Origin of the sequence: Micromonospora sp. NPDC048905 (assembly GCF_040649655.1) — a bacterium.
Classification (GTDB): domain Bacteria; phylum Actinomycetota; class Actinomycetes; order Mycobacteriales; family Micromonosporaceae; genus Micromonospora.
Window position 1 is genome coordinate 1,007,895 of record NZ_JBEZFV010000001.1, and the last position, 19,071, is coordinate 1,026,965.

Here is a 19,071-nt window from a genome sequence, read left to right on the forward strand (position 1 = left end):
CCTTCGCGTCGTGGGCCCACGACATCGGGGAGCTGCTCAGCCGGCCGGTCTTCGATCGAAGCGCCCGGGGGCCGGCTCGATGCCGGGGTTCCCGGGGGCCACTACCGGAGACCGGTACGCTGACCGGCTCCCTCTCGGGTGGTCGCGCGGCCCGTGTTTCTTCAGGTGGGACGCCGTACGGGGGAGCGGCCGGTCGGCCACTCCCCCGTCACGTCACCGGCGCAGGCCGAGCCGCTCGATGAGCGACCGGTAGCGGGCAATGTCCTTCTTCTGGACGTAGTTGAGCAGCCGACGGCGACGGCCGACCAGCAGCAGCAGCCCACGGCGGCTGTGGTGGTCGTGCTTGTGCACCTTCAGGTGCTCGGTGAGCTCGGCGATCCGCTTGGTGAGGACCGCGACCTGAACCTCCGGCGAACCGGTGTCGCCCTCGGCGGTCGCGTACTCCGCGCGGATGCTGGCCTTGGCTTCCTGGTCGAGCGCCATGTTCTCCCTGTTTCGATGGGTTGATCAAGTAGGTGTCCGTCGTCCCGATGGACCGGGAACGGACCGGTACCTCGCACCCGCGGCGTCGAGCAGGCACGCGAGGCCCCACGCCGGTCACCCGACGTCTCGGCAAGACTACCAGCACTCGCCGGTAACACCCGGCGAAGGGCCTTGGCGGCGTCACCCCACGACGCTCAGGCCAGCGCGCGCCGGGTGCGTTCGACGTCCTGATTCATCTGGGCGATCAACGGTTCGATCGAGTCGTACCGGATCTGACCGCGCAGGTGCGCCACGAAGTCCAGGGCGAGCCGCTCGCCGTACAGGTCGCCGGTGAAGTCCAGCGCGTACGCCTCGACCCGCCGCTCCCGCCCGGAGAACGTCGGGTTGGTGCCCACCGACACCGCCGCCAGCAACGGCTCGTGCTGCCCGCGACGGATCAGCCGGGCCGCGTACACCCCGTCGGCCGGGACCGCCGCGTACCGGTGGCAGAGCAGGTTGGCGGTGGGAAAGCCCAGTTCCCGCCCCCGCTGGTCACCGCGGACCACCACACCTTCCAACCGGTGGGGGCGGCCGAGCGCGGCGGCGGCCGCGCCGACGTCGCCCGCGTCGACGCAGGAACGGATGTACGTGGAGGAGAAGACGGTGCCGTCCTCGACGACCAGCGGGCTGCCCTCCACCCCGAAGCCGAAGGTCTGCCCGAGCCGCTCCAGCAGCGCCACGTCGCCGGCCGCCCGGTGCCCGAACCGGAAGTTGCTGCCGACCACCACCAGCGCGCCGTGCAGGTGCTCGACCAGGACGTCGTGCACGAACTGTTCGGCCGGCAGCCGGGAGAACTCCGGTGTGAACGGCACCACACAGAGCACGTCCACGCCGAGCTGCTCGATCAGTTCCGCCTTGCGGGCCGGCTCGGTGAGCACCGCCGGATGCGACCCGGGGCGGACCACCTCGGCCGGGTGCGGGTCGAAGGTGACCACCACCGACTGCACGCCCAACTCCCGGGCGCGGGCCACCGTGTGCCCGATGGTCGCCTGGTGCCCCTTGTGCACGCCGTCGAAGACGCCGATGGTGACGACCGAGCGCCCCCACCCACCGGGCGCCGCGTCGTACCCCCGCCACCGCTGCATGCCGTTCCCTCCTGCTGTCCCGCCGTCCGGCGGGTCGACACCGCCGACCCCGGGCCGGCGGACCTGCTCCCCGCCGTCAGGCCGGGGCGAGCACGATCTCCGCGCGGGCCCGCCCGTCCCGCTCGCTGACGATAGCGATCAGGCCGCCGGCCGGCCCGAAGACGGCGTACGGCCCGGTGAGGCCGGCCGGGTCCAGCGGCCCACCGTGGGCGAGCACCCGGGCCTCGTCGGGAGTGGCCTCCCGGCGTGGGAAGAAGCGGTCGGCCGCCGCGTCCAACGGCAGGTTCACCACATCCGGGGCGCGCTGCTCCAACTGGTCGAGGGTCGCCGCCTCGGCGAGGGCGAAGCCACCCACGGCGGTGCGGCGCAGGGCCGTGAGGTGGCCTCCGACGCCGAGTGCCAGGCCCGCGTCCCGGGCGATGGCCCGGATGTACGTGCCGGAGGAGCAGGTCACGTCCACGTCCACGTCCACCACGTCCGGCTCGGTGCGGCGGATCGCCAGCACCTCCAGCCGGGAGATGGTGACCCGCCGGGCCGGCAGTTCGACGCTCTCCCCGTCGCGGACCCGCTTGTACGCCCGCTGCCCGTCGATCTTGATGGCGCTGACCGCGCTCGGCACCTGGTCGACCTCGCCGCTCAGCCCGGCCAGCGCGGACCTGATCGCCTCGTCGCTGACCTGGTCGGCGGGCATGGTGGCGGTCACGTCGCCCTCGGCGTCGTCGGTGACGGTGGACTGCCCGAGCCGGATGGTGCCGGTGTAGCTCTTGCCCGCGCCGATCACGTACGTCAGCAGCCGGGTGGCCCGGCCGACGCCGATCACCAGCACACCTGTCGCCATCGGGTCGAGGGTGCCGCCGTGCCCCACCCGTCGGGTCTTCGCCAGTCGGCGGATGCGTGCCACCACGTCGTGCGACGTCATGCCGCCGGGCTTGTCGACCACGATCAGACCATCGGTGCTCACGTCGGCCAAGCCTGCCAGATGGGCACGTGGGTCAGCGGACGGCCCCGGGCACCGCCCAGTTGCCGTTGCGCAGGCGCAGCAGCAGGGCGACCAGCCGGATCGCCACGAACAGGGTGAGCCCGGCCCAGATGCCGCCCAGCCCGAGGTCGAGCACGTAGGCCAGCCAGATGGCCGGCAGGAAGCCGCCGAGCGCCGCCACGATGGTGAGGTTGCGCAGGTAACGCACGTCGCCCGCGCCGATCAGCACGCCGTCGAGGGCGAACACCACCCCGGCCAGGGGCAGCATGGCGACGAACCACGGCCAGGCCACCATGGCCTGGTCGCGTACCCCCTCGTCGGAGCTGAACCACGACGGTACGACGCCCGCGCCGGCGGCCACGACAAGCGCGAAGGCGACGCCGCAGACGCCGCCGAGCAGCCCGATCCGGCGGGCGAGCGCCCGGGCGCCCGCGTCGTCGCCGGCGCCGAGCGCGGCACCGACCAGGGACTGGGCGGCGATCGCGAGGGCGTCGAGCACCAGCGCGGTGAAGAACCAGAGTTGCAGGGCGATCTGGTGGGCGCCGACGGCGGCGGCGCCGAAGCGGGCGGCGACAGCGGTCGCGGAGAGGAAGCTGGCCTGGAACGCCAGGCCACGGATCAGCAGGTCGCGGCTGAGCACCAACTGCTGGCGGATCACCCGGGGCTGGGGCCGCAGCGACACCCGCTCGGCGACCAGCGCCGCGGCGAACAGCGCCCCGCAGAGCGTCTGCGCGACGACGTTGGCCACCGCCGAGCCGATCAGGCCCAGGCCGCCGGGGTAGACCAGCAGCGGGCAGAGCAGCGCGGACAGCAGGTTGGGACCGAGCACGAAGAACAACGGGCGGCGAGTGTCCTGCACGCCGCGCAGCCAGCCGTTGCCGGCGGCGGCGAGCAGCAGGCCGGGGGCGCCGAGGGCCGCGATCCGCAACCAGTGCGCGGCGGCGTCGGCCACGTCGCCAGTTCCACCGGCGAGGGTACGCGCGAGCGCACCTCCGCCGACCTGCATGCCGATCGCGATCAGCAGACCGACACCGAACGCCAGCCAGGACGACTGGACTCCCTCGGCCACCGCGGCGGCCCGGTCACCCGCGCCGAAGCGGCGGGCCGCGCGCCCGGTGGTGCCGTACGCGACAACGGTGCCGACCCACGCGGTGAGCGTCATCACCGTGCCACCGACGGCGAGCGCGGCGAGCGGCACCCGGCCGAGGTGCCCGACCACCGCCGTGTCGACGAGCACGTAGAGCGGCTCGGCGGCGAGCACCACGAGGGCCGGCAGGGCGAGGCTGGCGATCCGCCGCGGCGAGGCGGTTCGGTGGGTGGCGGCGATCTGGCTCATCGCCGCCGATCCTGGCACGAGCGCGGTAAGGATCGCAATCCCGCCGCGGGCTTACTCCCTCGGTGGGCCGCACCCGGATTCGTCGACGCCGAGCGTCACCGCCGGACGGGTTGGCTCACTGCCGGGTGTCCATCGAGGTCTGCAGCGCGCGGCGGGCCTGCTCGCGGGCGTCGTCGGTGGTCTCGGGCTTGGGCTTGTTCGGCATGGTGGTGGTCCTTCCAGGGAGCGAGCCACCGACACGCGGCGGCCCTCGCGGGCGATCGTGCTGCGCGCCCCACGGCGGTCCGGGATTACCGGAGCAGCCGACTGGGCAGCGTGAGCCCGGGTCGATCCGACCCTGGAGGGAGGCAGCACGAGGTGTGGCGCCACCACCCATGACCTGCACCGCTACGCGGCGCCCGGCCTTCACCCAAGTTATCGTTCAGGTCCATATGCTGCTCCCGGTTCCCGCCATGTGGACAAGCGGCGACCCGGCTCAGCGGGCCAGGAAGTGCCAGCCCAGCCACCACCAGAACCCGAACAGACCGATCCGGCCCACCGGCACCGAGCCGACCTCGTAGCGCATCACGTACGCGCAGACCTCGCCCAGGGTGGGGATCCGGGAACCCTCCCGCCGGGCCATCCACTCGACCACCGCGAAGAGCACCAACGCGGTGAGGAAACCGCCGATGGCGAACGCCCGCATCATCGACGCACCAGCCCCCAGAAGGCGGCCAGCCAGGCGAACCACACCGCCGACCGGGTCAGATGATCCTCCAGGAGAGGATCGGCCAGCCGGGAGAAGGTGGGAAAGTCGTCACCGGCGGCCAGCACGAACGTCACGCCCTCGAAGACCCCGAAGACCACCACCGGCACCGCCCACCAGACCGCTCCCGAGCCCAGCCGGCGCGGCGCCGGTCGGCGGGGCACCCGATTGCTCAGACCGAGCCAGATCAGCACCCCGCCGGTGCCAATGGTGAACAGATTCGCCTCGGTGGAGAACGACGCGAACCGACCACCGACGAGCGACAGGCAGACGAGGACGGGAACGGAGACGGCGGGCCGGTCCCAGGCACGGGGGGCCTCCACGGTGAGGTCGTGCGGCTGCTCCATCCCGCAATTCTTCCCGGTCTCACCGAGCGCGGGAAGACCGACACTCCCCGGAGTTGACCCTGATCCTTCCGGACCGGGCTATCGATGACGACGAACGTCGCCGTCAGGCGTCGGGGTGGAGCAACGCCGCGTCCAGTTGGCCGCGGATCGACTCGACCACCTGCTCGACGGTGCCCCGACCGGTGAACCCCGCCGCGAACCGGTGGCCACCACCGCCCAGCGCCACCGCGACCCGGCTGACGTCCACCGCGCCCTTGCTGCGCATCGACACCGCCCACTCGCCGGGCGTGGTCTGCTTGACCACACAGCTCACATCCGCCTCGGCCGTGCAGCGCACCGAGTCGATCAGCGCCTCCAGGACGTACGGCCGCTGGTCGTGCCGGGCCAGATCCTCGAGCGTGGCGAAGGTCCAGACGAACCCCCGGCCGCCGGCGGCGGCCAACTCCAGCCGCGCCCGGCCGAGCACCTCGCCGAAGAGACGCACCGCACCGAAGGGCCGGGTGTCGAAGACCCGGCGGGAGATGTCTCCGGGCGAGATGCCGGTGGCCAGCAACCGGGCAGCCATCTGGTGCACCGCCGGAGTGGTCGCCGCGAACCGGAACGAGCCGGTGTCCGTGGTCAGCGCCACGTAGAGGCACTCCGCGATGGCCGGATCCACCACGACCCCGAGCCGGGCCAGCAGTTGCTCCGCCACCACCGACGTCGCCGCGGCGCCCGGGTCCACGAGGTTGACGGTGCCGAAGCCGGAGTTCGAGGCGTGGTGATCGAGCACCAGCGCCGCCCCCGCCGACGACAACCGCCCGGCCAGCTCACCGAGGCGCGACTCGCTCGCCGCGTCGAAGCAGATCACCAGGTCCGGCGCCGGGTCGGCGGTGTCCGCCGGGACCAACAGGTCCAACCCGGGCAACCCCCGGAACGGGTCGGGCACCTCCGGCGGCCCGGGGAAGGTCGCCTGCACCTCGCGGAGGCCGAACTGCCGCAGGCCCAGCCCGAAGCCGAGCATGCTGCCCAGCGCGTCACCGTCCGGGTTGATGTGGCAGATCAGCAGCACCCGGCCACCCGGCGGGACAGCCCGCACCAGCGCCTCGGCCGCAGCCCAGTCCATCTCGGCCGGGCCGACCCCGGCCGCCCCGGCGAGCGGGACGCTGGCGGTGCTGGTCACCGCGTTTCCCCACCCCGCGCGGCGTCCGGCACGTCGGTGGCCGCATCGGCCTCGTCCGCGTCGTCGCCCTCATCGGTCTCGTCGTCGACCCGGTACGGCTGCGCCTCACCCGCGTACTTCGCCTGGGCGGCCAGCCGCTGCACCTCGGCGTCGGCGTTACGGGCGGCGGCGAGCAGGTCGTCGATGTGCTTGACCTGGTCCTGCACGTCGTCGAGGACGAACGTGAGGGTCGGCGAGTGACGCAGCCCGAGGGCCTTGCCGACCGTGCTGCGCAGCAACCCCTTGGCGCTCTCCAGCGCCGCGGCGGTGTCCGCCTGGGCCACCGCGTCACCGAGCACGGTGTAGAAGACCGTCGCGTCACGCAGGTCCGCGGTGATCCGGGCGTCGGTGATGGTGATCATCCCGAGCCGCGGGTCCTTGATCTGGCTCCGCACCACCGACGCGACCAGCTCACGCACCCGTTCCGCGTGCCGGCGTACCTTGGCCGGATCAGACATCTCGCCACCTCCACGGCGTCCTGCTCCCGGTCGACCCGGCGACCCGGGGGGTCGCCGGCCGACCGGCCAACATCTCGAACACTACCTTCGCGACCGCACCGGTCGCCCGGCACAGCCGGCTCCGGGGTCAGTCGTCGTCCACGCCGTACAGCCGGCGCCGAACGGACAGCACCTCGACCTCGGGGCGACCGGCCACCAGGCGCTCACAGGAGTCGAGCACCTCGCGGACGTGCGCCGTCTCGGCGGCCACCACGGCCACCGCGAGCTGCGCTCGACCATGCAGGTCGAGCGCACCCACCTCGGCGGCCGACACCTCGAAGCGGCGCAACGCCGCCACGATCGGCCGTACATATGATCTCTTGGCTTTGAGCGACCGGGAGTCGCCCGGCAGCAGCAGGTCGAAGACCGCGGTTCCGGTGAACATCGCCCCGGACGATACCGCCAACCCACCCCGCATGATCAAGGGGTTTACGCCGTTCGGCGTAAACCCCTTGATCAGCGTGTCACTGCCGGATCAGGCGCGAACCTTCTCCCGCATCTCGAAGGTCTCGATGACGTCGCCGACCTGGACGTTGTTGTAACCACCCAGGGTCAGACCGCACTCGAAGCCCTCGCGAACCTCGGTGGCGTCGTCCTTGAACCGCTTGAGCGAGGTGATCGTGAGGTTGTCCGCCACGACCGTCCCGTCCCGAAGCAGGCGAGCCTTCGCGTTGCGTCGGATGACGCCCGACCGGACGATGCAACCGGAGATGTTGCCGATCTTGGACGAGCGGAAGACGTCGCGGATCTCCGCGCTGCCCAGCTCGGCCTCCTCGTACTCCGGCTTGAGCAGGCCCTTGAGCGCTGCCTCGATCTCCTCGATGGCCTGGTAGATGACGGTGTAGTACCGGATCTCCACGCCCTCGCGGTCGGCCATCTCACGGACCTTGTTCGAGGCCCGCACGTTGAAGCCGATGATCGTGACCGGCTCGGACGAGGCACTCGCGAGCATGACGTTGCTCTCGGTGATCGCGCCGACGCCCCGGTCGAGGACCTTGAGCTGGACCTCCTCGGGAATGTCGAGGTTGAACAGCGCGTCCTCCAGGGCCTCCACCGAACCGGAGACATCACCCTTGAGGATGAGGTTGAGCGACGTCTTCTCGCCCTCCTTGAGCTGCTCCATGAGCGTCTCAAGAGTGGCCCGACCACGGGAGTTGGCGAATGCCGCCGCCCGCCGCCGTGCCTGCCGCTGCTCGGCGATCTGCCGCACCGTGCGGTCGTCCGCCGCGGCGAGGAACGTGTCACCCGCACCGGGCGGTGCGGTCAGACCCAGAACCATGACCGGACGCGCCGGCCCAGCCTCGGAGAGCTGGTTGCCGTTCTCGTCGAGCATGGCCCGGACCCGGCCGTGGGCCCCACCGGCGACGATCGAGTCGCCGGCCCGCAGGGTGCCCTTCTGCACGAGCACCGTCGCCACCGCACCGCGGCCCTTGTCCAGGTGCGCCTCGATGGCCACACCCTGCGCCGGCCCGTCGATCGGAGCGGTCAGCTCCAGCGACGCGTCGGCGGTCAGCAGGACAGCCTCGAGCAACTCCTCGATGCCGATGCCCGGCTTGGCGGCCACGTTGACGAACATGGTCTCGCCGCCGTACTCCTCGGCGACCAGGCCGTACTCGGTCAGCTGCTGGCGGACCTTGTCCGGGTTGGCCTCCGGCTTGTCGACCTTGTTGACCGCGACCACGATCGGCACGTCGGCCGCCTTGGCGTGGTTCAACGCCTCGATGGTCTGCGGCATCACGCCGTCGTCGGCCGCGACGACCAGGATCACGATGTCCGTCACCTGGGCACCACGAGCACGCATGGCGGTGAACGCCTCGTGACCCGGGGTGTCGATGAAGGTCACCGCGCGGTCCACACCATCGTGCGGAACGTGCACCTGGTACGCACCGATGTGCTGGGTGATGCCACCCGCCTCACCGGCCACGACGTTCGCCTTACGGATGGCGTCGAGCAGCTTGGTCTTACCGTGGTCGACGTGACCCATGACGGTCACCACCGGCGCACGGCTGACCAGACGCTCCTCGGCCACCTCCGCGTCGAGGTCGATGTTGAACTGCGCGAGCAGCTCGCGGTCCTCGTCCTCCGGGCTGACGATCTGGATGTCGAAGCCCAGGTGCTCACCCAGCAGCTGCAGGGTGTCGTCAGAGCAGGACTGGGTCGCGGTGACCATCTCGCCCAGGTTGAACATCTCCTGGACCAGCGAACCCGGGTTGGCGTTGATCTTGTCGGCGAAGTCCGACAGCGAGGCGCCACGGGAGAGCCGCACGATCTGACCCTGACCCCGGGGAGCACCCGAGCTCATGGTCGGAGCCGACAGGTTGTCGAACTCCTGTCTGCGCTGCTTCTTGGACTTGCGACCGCGCGTCGGCCGGCCACCCGGACGCCCGAAGGCACCCGCGGCGCCGCCGCCACGGCCACGACCACCCGCACCCGGACGACCGCCGCCACCGGAGGGAGCACCCGGACGGAAACCGCCACCGGGAGCACCGCCACCGCCGCCGGGACCGCCACGGTAGCCACCGCCACCGCCGGCACCCGCGCCGCCACCAGGGCCACCGCGGTAACCGCCACCGCCGCCGGCGCCACCGCCGGGACCGCCACGGAAGCCACCGCCGCCACCACCACCGGGACGACCGGCGCCACCGCCACCGGGGCGACCAGCGCCACCAGGACCGGGACGACCGGCAGCCGGACGCTGGCTCGGCATGGAAGCCGGGCTGGGCCGCGGAGGCATGGAGTTCGGGCTCGGCCGCGGCGGCATGCCCGCCGGGCTGTTGGGCCGGGGACCACCCGCACCGGCGGCCGGGGGCCGCTGCTGCTGGCCACCCTGGATGCCGAACGGGTTGTTACCGGCGCCGCGCGCCGGTGGGCGACCACCGGGACGCGCACCCGGACCCGGAGCCGGCGTGCTCGGACGAGCAGCCGGCGAACCCGGACGGGGCGGCATCGCGGCGGGACCCGGCCGAGGACCGGGACGGTTGCCGCCGTCGGCCGGAGGCTCCCGGCGGACGGGGTTGTCCCGCTGCTGCTGGCGGGCGGCCTGTGCGGCCTTGACCGCGGCCTCCTGCTCAGCCTTCAGCGCGGCGGCACGCGCCTCGGCGGCCGCCACCTCGATGTCGTGGGCACTCGCCGGCTTGGCGACCGGAGCCGCGGGCTGCGGCGCACCAGGCACCGGACCCTTCGGCTTCGGGCCGGGTGCCGGCGCGGCCGGCCGCCGAGGCGGCATCGGCTTGGCCGAGACCCGCGGCGCGCCCGGGGTCGGGGACAGCGTCGGGGTCGGGTTGGAAGCCGGCGTCGACGCGGGCGCCGACGGGGCGGCGGCCGGTGCCGGAGCACCGGTGGACGCGACGAATGCGTTGCGCAGCCGTCGGGCGACGGGCGCCTCGACGGTGCTGGACGCGGACTTCACGAACTCGCCCATTTCCTTCAGCTTGGCGAGAACGGTCTTACTCTCGACCCCGAGCTCTTTTGCAAGCTCGTGTACGCGGGCCTTGCCTGCCACTGCACTCCTCACTCCGAGGTCGTGCGGGCAGCACCCGCAGCGACCTCACTCGTGCACTTGAAGCCTGGTCATTTCAGGGACTTCATCGTGTGCTCATGTCGGTCGTCCTACCCTGCTAGCGACCCTCGCCCGGTCGGGCTGACCGGACGTAGTGGTTGGCGCATCGACGTGCTCCGCCAGCACACCGTGGTCAAGGACCTCGGTGATGCGCAGCGCACGCCCGAAGGCGCGGCGACGCACCGCCAGCGCGAAGCAGGCCGGATCCGGGTGCATGTTCGCTCCCCGACCCGGCAGCCTGCGGCGTGGATCAGGTCGGAGACTGAGACCAGCCTCGTCCCGAACCGCGATGATCCGCAGCAATTCGCTGGCCGGCGCACGTTGCCGGCAACCCACACAGGTGCGTTCCGGCGTTGCGCGTCGTACCACTGGAAGAAGTCTACCCCTAGCTGCCCGAGATCGCTCCGCCCGGCTCCCGCACGTGATCAGCTGCCGCACGCGCGGCGGGAGCGGTCTGCTCCGCATCGGACCGAATGTCGATCCGCCAACCGGTCAATCGGGCCGCGAGTCGGGCATTCTGCCCCTCCCGGCCGATCGCGAGGGAGAGCTGGAAGTCGGGGACCGTCACCCGGGCGGCCCGACCGGCCAGGTCGACCACCTCGACCCGAAGCGCCTTGGCGGGCGACAACGCGTTACCGACGAAGGTGGCCGGGTCATCCGACCAGTCGATGATGTCGATCTTTTCGCCGTGCAGTTCGCTCATCACGGCGCGTACCCGCTGGCCCATCGGGCCGATGCAGGCGCCCTTGGCGTTCACCCCGGGGGTGGTGGAGCGGACGGCGATCTTCGTACGGTGACCTGCCTCACGCGCGATCGCCCCGATCTCCACCGTGCCGTCGGCGATCTCCGGCACCTCCAGCGCGAACAGCTTCTTGACAAGCGCCGGGTGCGACCGGGACAGGGTGATCTGCGGCCCGCGCATGCCCTTGGCGACGTGCACCACGACGCAGCGGACCCGCTCACCGTGGGCGTACCGCTCGCCGGGGACCTGCTCGGACTGCGGCAGCACGCCCTCCAGTTTGCCGAGGTCGACGCTGACGATGCCCTTCTCGGTACGCGTCTCGTGGGCCTGCACCACGCCGGTGACCAGGTCGCCCTCGCGGCCCACGTACTCGCCGAAGTGCACCTCGTCGGTGGCCTCCCGCAGGCGCTGGAGAATCACCTGCTTGGCGGTCATGGCGGCGATCCGGCCGAAGTCGTGCGGGGTGTCGTCCCACTCCCGCACCAGGCTGCCGTCGGCGTCCATCTCCTGCGCGTACACCAGGGCGGCGCCCGACCTACGGTCGATCTCCACCCGGGCGTGCGGCTCGGCGCCATCGGTGTGCCGGTAGGCGGTCAGCAACGCGGTCTCGATCGCCGCGAGAATCGTGTCGAACGGGATCTCCCGCTCGCGCTCGAGTGCGCGCAGCGCCGCGAGGTCGATGTTCACCTCTCCTCGTCCTCCACATCATCTTCGTCGTCGATGTCGTCTGAATCGTCAATGTCGTCGGAGTCGTCCGCGTCGTCGAACTCCTCGTCCACCTCGCCGAGTTCGGCGAGCCGGGTGAACTCGACCTGCACGCGGCCGGGGCCGAGCTGGGCGTACGCCCAGGACGTTCGGCCCTCCCCGGTCTCCAGCTGCACGCCCTCGTCGTCGGCCGCGACCACCCGGCCGGTCAGCTGACGGTCTCCGGTCGGCTGCTCGCCGCGCTGGCCGGGCAACGCGGCCGCGCCCCGGGCGGTGACCTTGACCAGCCGGCCCACGTTGCGCCGCCAGTGGCGGGGCAGGGTGAGTGGCCGGTCGACGCCCGGCGAGCTGACCTCGAGCTGGTATTCCCCGGCGACGATGTCGCCACCGGTCTCCTCGGCGGCGTCCAGCGCGGCCGAGACCGCGCGGGAGACGACCGCGACCGCGTCCAGGTCGATCCCGCCGTCGGCGTCGACCATCACCCGCACCACGTGCCGGCGACCGGCCCGGGAGATCGACAGGTCCTCCAGGTCGTAGCCGGCGTCGTTGACCACGGGCTCGATCACGGCCCGCAACCGTGTGCGTCGCGCCGCGAGATCACCACCACGGGGACCCACGGCATCGCGGGGTCGCCCCGTCGACCTGGTGGCACGGCCACGCTGCGTCATCTCCGCACCCTCTCCCTGGTCGACGGTGATCGGTCGTCCCGACATGCCGGCGCACCACCGGAGCGGACGCGCCGGTGGCTGCGCAGAGCGTAACGCGCCTGCCCGGCGGCGGGCCGGGCGGCGCACCGACGTCGGTGGTCCCCGGACCGGTGGGGATGGTGTTGACTTGCCGGGTGGGGACCGGCAGAACGACACAGCGCGACCAGGCATCCAGACATTCCCGGCGAAAGCTCCTGCGTGCCGGGGCACTGCTGGCGCTCGGCGGTGCCGCGGTGCCGCTGACCGGCTGTGATCTTTTCGACCGTGACGACGAGCCGGCGCCACCACCGGACCCGCTGCGGCCGATGGTGGACGAGGCACTCGGGCTCGCCGCGGCGTACCAGAACCACGTGGCCGCGCATCCCGACCTGGCCGACCGGCTCGGCCCGATCGCCGAGGCGCACACCGCGCACGCCACCGAGCTGGCCCGGGTGATCGGCGTCGCCCTGCCCACCGCGGTCGCCGCTCCGGCGGTCGACCTGGTGAACACGCTCGCCCCGCTGCGCGCCCTGGAGAAGGCCGCCCAGCAGTCCGCCACCGCCGCCTGCGCCGCGGCCAGCGCGGAACGAGCCGCACTGCTCGGGTCGATCGCCGCCGCCCGCGCCACCCACCAGGAGGCACTGAAGTGAGGCAGCCGTCCACCGGGGAGGCGCTCGCCGCCGCCCTGTCCGCCGAGTACGCGGCCATCTACGCCTACGGGCGGATCGGGGTCCGACTCACCGGGGCGGCACGGGAGGCCGCTCACCAGGCCGAGGCCGCGCACCGCAGCCGACGCGACATGCTCGTGGTGCAACTGAGCGCGGCCGGTGGCGTCGTGCCGCCGGACCGCGCCGGCTACGCGTTGCCGTTCCCGGTCACCGACCGGGCCAGCGCCCTGCGGCTCGCCGCCGAGGTGGAGGAGCGCACGGCCGCGCACTGGCGAGCGGCTCTGGCGTCCACCACCGGCGCCGACCGGGACCAGGCGCTGGCCGCCCTCGTCGAGTACGCGGTACGGGCCACCCGGTGGCGCAAGACGGCCGGGACGACCCCGCTGACTGTCCCGTTTCCCGGTCGGCCCACCTGAACCGTTGCCCTCCGGTTGCGGAGCGCATACCAGGTATGCATACTCCGTTGCCATGTCCATCCGTCACGGGTTGCTCGCCCTGCTCGAACGCGGCCAGATGTACGGCTACCAGCTGCGCGCCGCGTTCGAGGAGTCGACCGGCTCGACCTGGCCGCTGAACATCGGGCAGGTCTACACCACCCTGTCCCGGCTGGAACGCGATGGTCTGGTCCGCCCGCTGCCGGAGAGCGAGGCCGGGCAGCGCCCGTACGAGATCACCGACGCCGGCCGGGCGGATCTGGCGCTCTGGTTCGCCACCCCGGTCAGCCGCAACGATCGGCCCCGCGACGAGTTGGCGATCAAGCTGGCGCTGGCGCTGACCACCCCCGGGGTGGATGTCCGCTCGGTGGTACAGGCCCAGCGGAGCGCGACGATGCGGGCGTTGCAGGAGCTGACCCGGTTGAAGTACGTCAGCAACCGGCCGGAGGACCTGCCCTGGCGCCTCGTGCTGGACTCGATGGTGTTCCAGGCCGAGGCCGAGGTCCGTTGGCTGGACCACTGCGAGACAAGTCTGGTGCGGCACCAGCCCAGCGGCGCGGCACCTCCCCCACCCCGGCCGGGTGACGCCGACGCGCGGGACGCGTCCCGGTGGGCCGGCGAGGAGGCGCGACGGTGAGCGGGTCGGACGACGCGGTGCTGGAGCTACGCGCCGTCCACCGCACCCACGGCGCCGGACCGGCTGCGGTGCACGCGCTGCGGGGGGTCAGCCTGGTCGTCCGGCCCGGCGAGCTGGTCGCCGTGATGGGTCCGTCCGGCTCCGGCAAGTCGACGTTGCTGGCCCTCGCCGGCGGGCTGGACCGCCCGACCGGCGGGGAGGTCCGGGTGGAGGGGCAACCGCTCGGGGCGCTGGACCGGCGCGGGCTGGCCCAGCTGCGCCGCCGCCGGATCGGCTACATCTTCCAGCAGCTCAACCTGCTGGGCAGCCTGAGCGCGCTGGAGAACGTGGCGCTGCCCCTGGAACTCGACGGCGCCGGCGGACGCCAGGCCCGGGCGCTGGCCATGGCCGCGCTCACCGAGGTGGGCCTGCCCGCACTGGGTGACCGCTTCCCCGACCAGCTCTCCGGCGGGCAGCAGCAGCGGGTGGCCATCGCCCGCGCGCTGGTGGGCGACCGCCGGCTGGTGCTCGCCGACGAGCCCACCGGTGCCCTGGACTCGCAGACCGGCGAGGCGGTGCTGCACCTCCTGCGCCGCCGGATCGACGCGGGGGCCGCCGGAGTGCTCGTCACCCACGAGTCCCGACACGCCGGCTGGGCCGATCGGGTGGTGTTCCTCCGCGACGGCGTACTCGTCGACACGACCGCGCCGCTGGGCAGCGTCGAACAGCTGCTGTCCGGTAGCGAGCGGTGACGGTCCGCCGGACCAGGTGGGCACCTGCCCGACCCGACACCGCCGCGTCGGGACCGGGCGCGCCACCGGTCCGGGTCGGTCGTCGTCGCCTCGCCGAGCTGACCGGCTCGTGGCGGGCGGCGTTGCGGATCGCTCGGCGGGAGTCCCGGCGGGCGCGGCGCCGGACCGCCCTGGTGCTCGCGATGATCGCCCTCCCGGTGGCGGTGCTGGCCTTCCTGGCCGCCAGCTACGACATGGCCGAGTTGACTCCCCGGGAACAGGTGGATCGCCGGCTCGGCGTGGCCGACGCGGAGCTGCGCTGGATCTCGGACACCCCGGTGCAACAGGACGAGTGGGGGGACAGCTGGTCCACCTGGGACAGCGAGCGGCCACCCGTGGCCCGAGCCACCTCCGCCCAGGTGAGCGCATTGCTCGGGCCGGGCAGTCGGGTCACCGAGGTGCGCACCGGCATTCCGCTGACCCTGCGGGGCCGACACCACGACGAGGACGTGCAGGGGCGGGTGCTGGACCTCGGCGACCCGTTGGCCCGGGGGCTGGTGCGCTTCCGCGCGGGCCGGGCGCCCGAGCAGCCCGGTGAGGTCGCGGTCAGCCCGGCGGCGCTGCGCCGTCTGGACCTGCGCCTTGGCCGCGCCGTGGCCCTTGCCGACGGGAGCAGGGCGTACACCGTGGTGGGGGTGGTCGAGTTCCCCGACGATCTCGGTCCGGTGGTGGCGCTGCATCCCGGTGCGGTGCCGCGGACCGATCCCGGACCGGAGAGCAGTTGGCTGGCGGACGTGCCCGGCACCATCGATGCCGCGCTGGTGTCCCGACTCAACGACCGGGGTGTGCTGGTCGCCATGCGTCCTCCGACCGACTCGGCCGACGAACGGAAGCGGACCTGGTTCGGCCCCGTCGACCGGGGCGACACCACCGACCTGGGCACCAGCGTGCTGATCGCGGGCCTCGGGCTGCTGGAGGTGGTGCTGCTGGTCGGGCCGGCCTTCGCGGTCGGCGTCCGCCGCCGCCGGCGGGATCTGGCGCTCGTCGCGGTGGCCGGCGGGGATGCCGCCCAGCTCCGTCGGGTCGTGCTGGCCGACGGCGTGGTGCTGGGTGTGCTGGGCGCCGCAACCGGTCTGCTGGTCGGCGTCGGCGCGGCGTTCGCCGGTCGTCCGCTGATGGAGCAGTACGTCTTCGACGCCCGCTTCGGTGGGTACCGCTGCTGGCCGGTCGCGCTGCTGCTGCTCGGTGGGGTCGCGGTGCTGGCCGGGGTGCTCGCCGCGCTGGCGCCGGCCTGGACCGCCGCGCGGCAGGACGTCAGCGCCGGCCTCGCCGGGCGACGCACTCCCCCGGTGTCCCGGATCCGCTGGTTGGCCTTCGGGCTGTCGCTGGTGGCCGTCGGGGCCGGGTTGGCGGCGTTCGGGGCGGCCCGTACCTCCACGGTGGTGATCCTCACCGGCCTGATCCTCGGCGAGTTGGGCCTGGTGTGCTGCACGCCCACGCTGATCGGCGCGCTCGCCCGGCTCGGCCGGGTGCTGCCGTTGGCACCGCGTATCGCGTTGCGCGACGCCAGCCGCAACCGCGCCTCCGCCGCGCCCGCCATCTGCGCCGTGATGGCAGCGGTCGCCAGCAGTGTGGCGCTCGGCGGGTTCCTGGCCAGCAGCGACGCCCGCACCTCGCACGCCTACCGGCCGATGCTGCCGACCGGCCACGTGCTCGTCTACGCGGGCGAGTCGGTCCGGCAGCCCTCGCCGACCCAGCTCGCCGACATGGCCCGGGACCAGCTGGGTGCCGACCGGATCGCCCCGGTCAACGCGGTGAGTTGCGCACCCGCGGCGGCGGGTTACTGCGATGTCGCGCCGGTGCTTCCGCCCGCGCAGATCTGCCCCTGGCAGCCCGGGGACAACCTCTCCGCCGCGGACCGTCGGCAGGCGCGGGCCGACCGGCGTTGTCGGATCGGCCCGCTGAGCTACGACGGCGGCTACGTGCAGGCGGGCGTGGACGACGGGACCGCACTGCCGTTGCTCACCGGTGCGGACCCGGCGACGACAGCCGCCGCCACCGCCGTGCTGCGCGCCGGGGGTGTGGTGGTGACCGACCCGCGTTACCTGCACGACGGCCTGGTGACCGTCCGCGTGAACCAGGTGGATTCCGGGACGGACCGGCCGGGCGCCGCCGCCGACTTCCCCGGGTACGCGCTGAGCGGGGCGGTCGGCCAGTCCCGGCTGCTGCTCTCCGCGTCCGCGGCCCGGCAGCTCGGCCTGACCTGGTCACCGGCCGGATGGGTGCTCGGCGCCTCCGTTCCGCCGGACCGGCAGCAGCGGGAACGGTTCGCCGGCGCGCTGCGGCCCTTCGGCACGTTCTCGATGTCCGTGGAGTACGGCCGCGATCCGCAGGACATCTCCCCGCTGCTGCTGCTGCTCGCGGCGGCGGCCGGCGTCATCACGATGGGTGCGGCCGGGATCGCCACCGCGCTCGCCGCCGCCGAGGGACGCGCCGAGCTGACCACCCTCGCGGCCGTCGGCGCGGCACCGGCGCTACGCCGGATGCTGGCGATCTGCCAGGCGGGGGTGATCGCCGGTCTGGGCTCGGTGCTCGGCATCGTGGCCGGGCTGGGCACCGCCGCGATCGTGCTGTTCTCGGCGAACCGGCAGTACGCCAACGACTGGCCGGTACCCGATTCGTACCCGTTCGTGGTGCCGTGGCCCGCGCTCGGGGTGCTGGTCCTGGTGCCGATCGTGGCGATGCTCGGGGCGGGCCTGTTCACACGCGCCCGGCTGCCGATCGAACGCCGGTTGGACTGATGCCCGGTGGCGTGACCGCGCGGTTGGCGGGCCGGGCGCGTACGGGGGGGTGCCGGCGGGGGCCGGCAGCCGGCACACTGATCCGCGTGTCAGTGCTCGGAACCCTCACCCGTCGAGTCGGTCACCATCGCTGGTTCGGCGCCGCCGCACGTCTGCTGGTCCCCGCCGACCGGGTGGTCGGTCGACTCACCCGGGGGCGGGTGGTCGCGCTCGGCCTGATCCCGTCCCTGGTGATCACCACGACCGGCCGCCGCTCGGGCAAGCCCCGCAGCAACCCGCTGCTCTACGTGCCCGACGGCGACGCCTACGTGGTGATCGGCTCCAACTGGGGGCAGACCCACCACCCCGGCTGGGCGATGAACCTGCTCGCCGATCCCGCCGCCGAGGTGCGGTTGAAGGGCCGGTTGATCCCGGTGCGGGCCGAGCGGGCGTCCGGCGCCGAACGGGACCGGCTGTGGCAGCTGTTGGTCACCGAGTGGCCCGCGTACCACACGTACGTGCGGCGGGCCGGCGGCCGGGAGATCCACATCTTCCGGCTCGTGCCGGCCGGGCGCGGCGCGCCGGCCGGTCCTCCGTCGGCTGGCTAGGCTGACGCGCAGTCGCGAACAGAGGCGGGTCCCGTGAGCGCGAGCACTGAGCCGGGGTGGCGAGCCCCGCGGTCGCGCAGCGTGGCGGTCGGATGAGCGCGGGCGATGAGCGGGCCGAGGTCGGTCGGGGCCTCGACGACAGTCGGTGGGCGGTCGCGGAACGGGTCGGCGAGGCGGTCCGCCGGCGTTTCCCGGCCGACGTGCTCGCGGTCGCGGTGCACGGGCCGCTGGCGCACGGTGACGACGACGGCGGCGGGGACCGCGAGGCGGGCCTGCTGGTGGTCACGTACCGGCCCCGGGCCGGCCCCCGGCCGGCGACCCGGCGGGTGGACGGGGTCCTGGTGGATCTGACCGTGGCCGCCGCCGAGGACTACCTGGCCCAGGCCCGGGTGATCTCCCCGCTCTGGCCGCTGACCGCCGACCGGTATGTCACCACCCAGCCGCTACACGATCCGACCGGCTGGTTGCGGAAGCTGCGCGACGAGCATCTCGGCCGGCTGGCGCGCGCCCGGCCGGCGGAGTTCAGCACCGCGGCCCGGCAGGCCTGGTATCGGGGCAGCGCGGCGCACGCCCGGGCCGCCCGGCTCGCCGAGTGGTACGAGACCGACCAGGCCCTGCTGATGCTCGGTGAGGCCCGGCTGGCGTCGGCCACGGTGACGGGCCTGCTGAGCCGCACCTACTACCGGGATCCCGGTGACGCCGTACGGCGGACCGGGCTGGCCGGCGCGGACATGACCGAGGTGGGTGTGGTGCTCGGTCGACAGGCCGAGGACCTGGCCGCCCGTGGTCGGGCGGTCGACGGCACGATCGACGACCTGCTCAGCGGTTGA

General features: G+C 73.2%; 20 protein-coding genes. 7 read left to right on the forward strand and 13 right to left on the reverse strand.

Translation table 11 applies throughout. From position 1 onward, the window contains the following. Positions 1-213: 213 nt before the first annotated feature. From rpsO to rimP, 13 genes are all read right to left on the reverse strand, one after another. Positions 214-483, reverse strand: coding sequence for a 30S ribosomal protein S15 (rpsO, locus tag AB0C01_RS04715; protein ID WP_030337594.1), 270 nt, complete (start codon positions 481-483; stop codon positions 214-216). A gap of 194 nt (positions 484-677) precedes the next feature. Beyond that, complete coding sequence (locus AB0C01_RS04720; RefSeq protein ID WP_357247312.1) at positions 678-1,607, reverse strand: bifunctional riboflavin kinase/FAD synthetase; 930 nt, start codon at positions 1,605-1,607, stop codon at positions 678-680. 76 nt (positions 1,608-1,683) lie between these two features. Beyond that, complete coding sequence (truB, locus tag AB0C01_RS04725; RefSeq protein ID WP_357570227.1) at positions 1,684-2,568, reverse strand: tRNA pseudouridine(55) synthase TruB; 885 nt, start codon at positions 2,566-2,568, stop codon at positions 1,684-1,686. A 31-nt stretch (positions 2,569-2,599) separates the two neighbouring features. Further along, entirely contained in the window at positions 2,600-3,922 is a 1,323-nt protein-coding gene (locus tag AB0C01_RS04730; RefSeq protein ID WP_357247305.1) for an MATE family efflux transporter, read from the reverse strand. A gap of 475 nt (positions 3,923-4,397) precedes the next feature. Continuing rightward, entirely contained in the window at positions 4,398-4,607 is a 210-nt protein-coding gene (locus AB0C01_RS04735) for a DUF6186 family protein (protein WP_357248036.1), read from the reverse strand. Next, complete coding sequence (locus tag AB0C01_RS04740) at positions 4,607-5,014, reverse strand: hypothetical protein (RefSeq protein WP_357247302.1); 408 nt, start codon at positions 5,012-5,014, stop codon at positions 4,607-4,609. The genes AB0C01_RS04735 and AB0C01_RS04740 overlap by 1 nt, the downstream gene beginning before the upstream one ends. Positions 5,015-5,117: 103 nt before the next feature. Further along, complete coding sequence (locus AB0C01_RS04745) at positions 5,118-6,119, reverse strand: bifunctional oligoribonuclease/PAP phosphatase NrnA (protein ID WP_357248033.1); 1,002 nt, start codon at positions 6,117-6,119, stop codon at positions 5,118-5,120. Positions 6,120-6,172: 53 nt separating this feature from the next. Then, on the reverse strand, positions 6,173-6,673 hold the full coding sequence (rbfA, locus tag AB0C01_RS04750; protein WP_357247299.1) for a 30S ribosome-binding factor RbfA: 501 nt from the start codon (positions 6,671-6,673) through the stop codon (positions 6,173-6,175). Positions 6,674-6,800: 127 nt separating this feature from the next. After that, complete coding sequence (locus AB0C01_RS04755) at positions 6,801-7,097, reverse strand: DUF503 domain-containing protein (RefSeq protein WP_357570228.1); 297 nt, start codon at positions 7,095-7,097, stop codon at positions 6,801-6,803. 90 nt (positions 7,098-7,187) lie between these two features. Next, on the reverse strand, positions 7,188-10,214 hold the full coding sequence (infB, locus tag AB0C01_RS04760) for a translation initiation factor IF-2 (protein WP_357247297.1): 3,027 nt from the start codon (positions 10,212-10,214) through the stop codon (positions 7,188-7,190). A gap of 93 nt (positions 10,215-10,307) precedes the next feature. After that, on the reverse strand, positions 10,308-10,640 hold the full coding sequence (locus AB0C01_RS04765; protein ID WP_357247294.1) for a YlxR family protein: 333 nt from the start codon (positions 10,638-10,640) through the stop codon (positions 10,308-10,310). A 16-nt stretch (positions 10,641-10,656) separates the two neighbouring features. After that, positions 10,657-11,700, reverse strand: a complete 1,044-nt coding sequence (gene nusA, locus AB0C01_RS04770; protein WP_357247291.1) for a transcription termination factor NusA — start codon at positions 11,698-11,700, stop codon at positions 10,657-10,659. Beyond that, complete coding sequence (gene rimP, locus AB0C01_RS04775) at positions 11,697-12,386, reverse strand: ribosome maturation factor RimP (protein WP_357248030.1); 690 nt, start codon at positions 12,384-12,386, stop codon at positions 11,697-11,699. The genes nusA and rimP overlap by 4 nt, the downstream gene beginning before the upstream one ends. A gap of 155 nt (positions 12,387-12,541) precedes the next feature. Between rimP and AB0C01_RS04780 the strand changes: the two genes are divergently transcribed. The 7 genes from AB0C01_RS04780 (at position 12,542) to AB0C01_RS04810 (ending at position 19,071) form a co-directional block, all read left to right on the forward strand. Then, positions 12,542-13,054, forward strand: a complete 513-nt coding sequence (locus AB0C01_RS04780) for a hypothetical protein (protein WP_357248027.1) — start codon at positions 12,542-12,544, stop codon at positions 13,052-13,054. Beyond that, positions 13,051-13,488 (forward strand): ferritin-like domain-containing protein, encoded by a 438-nt coding sequence (locus AB0C01_RS04785; RefSeq protein ID WP_357247288.1) that lies wholly within the window; start codon positions 13,051-13,053, stop codon positions 13,486-13,488. Before AB0C01_RS04780 ends, AB0C01_RS04785 begins: the two co-directional genes overlap by 4 nt. Before the next feature lie 52 nt (positions 13,489-13,540). Beyond that, positions 13,541-14,143 (forward strand): PadR family transcriptional regulator, encoded by a 603-nt coding sequence (locus AB0C01_RS04790; protein ID WP_357247285.1) that lies wholly within the window; start codon positions 13,541-13,543, stop codon positions 14,141-14,143. Next, positions 14,140-14,874 carry an ABC transporter ATP-binding protein gene (locus tag AB0C01_RS04795; RefSeq protein ID WP_357247282.1) on the forward strand — a complete coding sequence of 245 codons (735 nt, stop codon included), beginning with the start codon at positions 14,140-14,142 and terminating at the stop codon, positions 14,872-14,874. Before AB0C01_RS04790 ends, AB0C01_RS04795 begins: the two co-directional genes overlap by 4 nt. Continuing rightward, the gene (locus tag AB0C01_RS04800) at positions 14,871-17,654 is read left to right on the forward strand and encodes an ABC transporter permease (protein WP_357247279.1); all 2,784 of its coding nucleotides are present in this window, start codon (positions 14,871-14,873) and stop codon (positions 17,652-17,654) included. The genes AB0C01_RS04795 and AB0C01_RS04800 overlap by 4 nt, the downstream gene beginning before the upstream one ends. Positions 17,655-17,740: 86 nt before the next feature. Beyond that, positions 17,741-18,241: a nitroreductase/quinone reductase family protein gene (locus AB0C01_RS04805; RefSeq protein ID WP_357247277.1), complete on the forward strand. Its 501-nt coding sequence runs from the start codon at positions 17,741-17,743 to the stop codon at positions 18,239-18,241. Positions 18,242-18,333: 92 nt separating this feature from the next. Beyond that, a complete protein-coding gene (locus AB0C01_RS04810; protein ID WP_357570229.1) occupies positions 18,334-19,071 on the forward strand; it encodes a nucleotidyltransferase domain-containing protein in 738 nt (245 codons plus the stop codon).